Here is a 4,038-nt window from a genome sequence, read left to right as displayed (position 1 = left end):
CACGTTGAGGGACGCCACTTCGCCCTCGATGGGCAGCTTCACCAGGAAGTCGCAGTGCTCCATCACCAGGCGCGAGATACCCTCCTGCTCGTTGCCCATCACGAGCGCGATCTTGCCCTTGAGGTTGGCCTTCCAGATGAGGTCGGAGGCGTGCTCGGTGGCGCCGGCGATCCAGAAGCCCTCCTCCTTGAGGCGGCTCATGGTCTGCACGAGATTCGACACCTGCGCCACGGGCACGTGCGCGATGGCGCCGGCCGAGCTCTTGTACGTGGAAGCCTCCACGTGCGCGCTGCGCTTGTTGGGGATCACGATGCCGCATGCGCCCACCGCTTCGGCGCTGCGCGACACGGCGCCCAGGTTGCCCGCGTCGGTGATGTGGTCGAGGATGATCACGAGCGCGCGGCCGTCGTGCTGCTCGGCCGACTTGCCCGCCGCGTCGATCACGTCGCCGATGCCCACGTACGGAAACGACGCGGCCTTCGCCATGACGCCCTGGTGGCTGCCGCGGTCGGACTTGCCGTCCAGCACCTTGCGCGGCACCATCTCCACGGTGGCTCCGGCGCGCTTCGCCTTGCGCAGGATGTCCTCGATGAGGCCGTCGCGCTGCACGTTGTCAGCCATGAGGATGCTCTTGATGGGCACGCCCGTGCGCAGCGCCTCGATGACGGGGCGCTTGCCCTCGATGAAATCAGCCATGTTCACGATCCTTCGTATCTTCTCCCGCGTCGATCCTGGCATGGCATCGCACGGCACATTGTTAATTCGGACAGTATGGCAGATAGGAACGCGCCCGGGGAAGCCCCCGCGCGCATCTTCAGCGTATCGCCACGTGGAGGAGGGAGCGCGAGCGCCACACGGCTTCGAGCACGTTGCCTCAGTCGCGTTTCTCGTGGTTGCGGCGCCAGCGGCCGCGGCGGCGACGCTCCTTCTGCGCCACGGTGGCATCGCCGCCGTGCAGGAACACACCGGACACGACGCGCCGCACCTTGCCCACGCCGCGCGCCACATGAGGGGTGAGGTCGGCCTCGTTGCTGGTCTTCCAGTCGAAGTACACGCTCCAATAGCGCAGGAACACGACGACGAACACGCAGGCCACACCCGCAAGCGGCAACGGGCTTCCCGCATAGGCCAGGGCCACGAACGCGAACGATCCGCCGAGGCCTGCCACCGCGTAGAAGTTCGACTGCTGGAAAATGCCGGGCGTCTCCCCCACGCAGATGTCGCGCACCGCGCCGCCGCCCACCGCCGTGATGGCGCCGAGGATGACCGACAACACGAAACCCTGCTCGAGCGAGAACGCCTTGCTGGCGCCGGCCAGCGCGAACAATCCCACCGACAGCGCGTCGGCGAAGAACACCGTGGCATCGAGATGGCGGAACAGCCCGCGGAAGTAGAACACGAACGCGCAGATGGCGATGCAGATGAGGATGAGATCGGGGTGCGAGGTGAAGTACACCCCGTGGGTCTGCAGCAGCATGTCGCGAATGATGCCGCCACCGTACCCGGTGACCAGGCCCAGCACCACCGTGCCGATGATGTCGAGCTTGCGGTCGCACGCGAACAGAGCGCCCGTCAACACGCCAACGACGACGGAGAAATAATCGATGCTCCACGGCACCGTGAGCACCTGCGAATCGGAGAACGCTTGCTGCAGAAATGTGGTGTCCATACGCCCCTTTCGGAATCTGCGCTTATGAAACCACACCTGCAGGTTTTGCGCTAGGGCGAATGTTCGACGCATGTCGCAACAGGATGCTCACACATGTTGACCGAACTGGTATGATACTACCCAAACGCTATCGGGTCGCGTTCGCGCGCCCGCGCACCGTATGGAGGGATCCACTTTGAACAAGAAGATCATTGCGACCGCCGCCTGCGCGGTTCTTGCGCTCGCGCTGACCGGATGCGGCTCGAAGGCCGAAGAACCGAACCTGCCGAACCCGAACGCCAGCGCGTCGAGCAGCGGCTACACCGTTACCGACGCGTCCAAACTCAAGTCGCTTTCGGTTGGCGAATCGGCCGTGTGGCGCGACTACGAAGTGGCCGTGAAGTCGATCGATCGCGCAAACGACCAGCTCAACGTACAGATCGAGTTCAAGGCGCACTCGAGCGCGCAAGAGCTTTCCACCGAATGCCTTCTTTCGTTCGGCATGCCTCCCGTCAGCTCGACGTTCGCAAACAACACCATCTCGGTGCCCGCGGGAGAGACGGCCTCCGGCACGCTCACGTTCGACGACCGCTACTCCTCGCAGCGTTTGTTCTGGAACGACGGCGCCACCGAAGCTACCTGGCTGCTCGATCAAACCCCGGTAACCGCAGAGCCGGAGCCGCAGCCCGAGGCCCCGGCAGAGCCCGCAACGCCCGAGCCCGCTGAGGATCCGCAGGCCAAGGCCGTCGCCGCCGTGGAAGCGGCGCTGCCGGGGCTCATCGCCGACAACACGTACTACACATACCAGAGCTTCGACCCCGCCACGGCGAGCGTCACGCCGACGGAGGGCGGCTATCAGTACGCCAACGACGTTTCGATCCTCGACGGCGAAGGCAATGCGACCGTGACGAACGTGCTGCTCGTTTGCGATGCCGACGGCAACGTGACGTCGATGACCATCGACGGAGCGCTGCTTTTCTAAGACGCTTCGCCCGTCATCCTGAGCGCAGGCGGCGGACGGCTACAGCGCCACGCCTTTCTTCGGCATGCTGAGGGCATCTACATCGATGCCCTCGATTCCCAACAGGGCGATCTTCTTTTCCAGGCCGCCGGCGTAGCCGGTGAGGCTGCCGGTCGACCCCACCACGCGATGGCACGGCAGGATGATGGAGATGGGGTTGCGGCCGACGGCGCTGCCCACGGCGCGCGCCGACGTACGAGTTCCCGTCTGCTCTTCGATGCGACGCGCGATCCAGCCGTACGTGGTCAGCTGGCCGTACGGGATCTCGGCGAGCAGCGCCCACACACGCTGCTGGAACGCGGTGCCGCGCGGGTTCACGGGCGGAAGCGCGCCGGGGTCGTCGCCTGCGAAGTAGCGTTCGAGCCATGCGCGCGCCTCGACGAGTACCGGCAGATCGGGACGATCCTCGGCAGCTTCGAGCGTCGCTTCGAAGTGCTTCTGCCCCTCAAGCCACAACCCGACGATCGCCTCACCGTCGCTGGCGACGGTGACCGAACCCACGGGCGAATCGATCGTTGCAAGGTAATCCATGCGAGCCTCCTACACGCGCAGCGCTTCGGCATGCCAGGCGAGCAGAGCTCGAGCCAACCCTGCAAGCGAGACGAAGTAGCCGTCGGGCGCCGCCTCGGCGATGCGCGCGCGGAACGCGTCGACCCAGCTGAGCGGATGCTTCTCGATGAAGTCCGCCACGGATTCGGGCACGGGGGCATCGGCGGCGTCCGCGTCTGCGCGGGCGCACAGCGACGAGAGGTACAGCAGCTCGATGCCCAGGTGGTCTTCGTACTGGTTGTTGACGTTCCGCACTTCAAGCCCCGCTTCGCGCAGCAACTCGCGCATCTCGAACGTGGCCTGACCGAACCCCACCGTCACGTTCTCGCCGCGGTACATCGTCTCCCATGGGGCAGCCGCGGGCGACGGCGGGCCCACGAACAGCTTCGTGTATTCGACGGCCGCGCGCTGAGGCTCGTCTTCGCCTGCTTCCGCGCGCTGGACGGCTCCTTCGGCATAGCGCGCGCATGCCGCGACGGCCTCCGCCACGGCCTCGTCGTCGAACGAGGGAAACGCTTCCCAAAACGCCGGATCCAACCCCACCGTCGACGTCATCGTCATCGGCTTGAGCAGCGAGTTGCCGATGAACGCATAGGCTTCGGACAGGATCTTCCAGGGAATCTCCTTGGCCATGGCGAAAAGCTCCTTTCAGCGCAGGACGCGCAACGTGAACCAAGATGATGCATAGCATACCGCACCCGAGCCGGGATCCCTGCGGCGCGGGAGGGAAAGCGCCGCCAAGGATCACCGGACGGGAGACGCGGTTGGGACGGCTAAGCCGCCTCGCCCGCCGGGCGCTCGACGGCAGCGGCCTCGGCAT

Annotated in this window: 5 protein-coding genes; 1 reads left to right on the top strand and 4 read right to left on the bottom strand. The window is 65.8% G+C overall.

Going from position 1 to position 4,038, the window contains the following annotated elements; translation table 11 throughout:
* Both rlmB and ACMO6A_RS01185 read right to left on the bottom strand, forming a co-directional pair.
* On the bottom strand, nucleotides 1-696 hold a 696-nt coding region (gene rlmB / locus ACMO6A_RS01190; RefSeq protein ID WP_418470666.1), incomplete at its 3' end, for a 23S rRNA (guanosine(2251)-2'-O)-methyltransferase RlmB.
* 178 nt (nucleotides 697-874) lie between these two features.
* A complete protein-coding gene (locus ACMO6A_RS01185; RefSeq protein WP_009305099.1) occupies nucleotides 875-1,669 on the bottom strand; it encodes a trimeric intracellular cation channel family protein in 795 nt (264 codons plus the stop codon).
* Between the two features lie 175 nt (nucleotides 1,670-1,844).
* Here ACMO6A_RS01185 and ACMO6A_RS01180 point away from each other — a divergent pair, with 175 nt between their 5' ends.
* Nucleotides 1,845-2,630, top strand: coding sequence for a hypothetical protein (locus tag ACMO6A_RS01180; RefSeq protein WP_015761148.1), 786 nt, complete (start codon nucleotides 1,845-1,847; stop codon nucleotides 2,628-2,630).
* A gap of 39 nt (nucleotides 2,631-2,669) precedes the next feature.
* On the opposite strand, the gene ACMO6A_RS01175 is transcribed toward ACMO6A_RS01180, so the two are convergent.
* Together ACMO6A_RS01175 and ACMO6A_RS01170 are read right to left on the bottom strand one after the other, a co-directional pair.
* The gene (locus tag ACMO6A_RS01175; RefSeq protein WP_114554588.1) at nucleotides 2,670-3,200 is read right to left on the bottom strand and encodes a methylated-DNA--[protein]-cysteine S-methyltransferase; all 531 of its coding nucleotides are present in this window, start codon (nucleotides 3,198-3,200) and stop codon (nucleotides 2,670-2,672) included.
* A gap of 9 nt (nucleotides 3,201-3,209) precedes the next feature.
* Nucleotides 3,210-3,851 carry a TorD/DmsD family molecular chaperone gene (locus ACMO6A_RS01170; protein WP_114532859.1) on the bottom strand — a complete coding sequence of 214 codons (642 nt, stop codon included), beginning with the start codon at nucleotides 3,849-3,851 and terminating at the stop codon, nucleotides 3,210-3,212.
* Between the last annotated feature and the right edge of the window lie 187 nt (nucleotides 3,852-4,038).

The organism is Eggerthella sp. (genome assembly GCF_048329335.1).
GTDB classification, from domain to species: Bacteria; Actinomycetota; Coriobacteriia; order Coriobacteriales; family Eggerthellaceae; genus Eggerthella; species Eggerthella lenta.
This window is presented reverse-complemented; position numbering and strand designations above follow the sequence as displayed.

What these genes read in the sequence shown, in the direction of transcription:
- ACMO6A_RS01185 (WP_009305099.1), bottom strand. Translation starts at nt 1,669, where the DNA reads ATGGACACCACATTTCTGCAGCAAGCGTTCTCCGATTCGCAGGTGCTC.
- ACMO6A_RS01175 (WP_114554588.1), bottom strand. Translation starts at nt 3,200, where the DNA reads ATGGATTACCTTGCAACGATCGATTCGCCCGTGGGTTCGGTCACCGTC.
- ACMO6A_RS01170 (WP_114532859.1), bottom strand. Translation starts at nt 3,851, where the DNA reads ATGGCCAAGGAGATTCCCTGGAAGATCCTGTCCGAAGCCTATGCGTTC.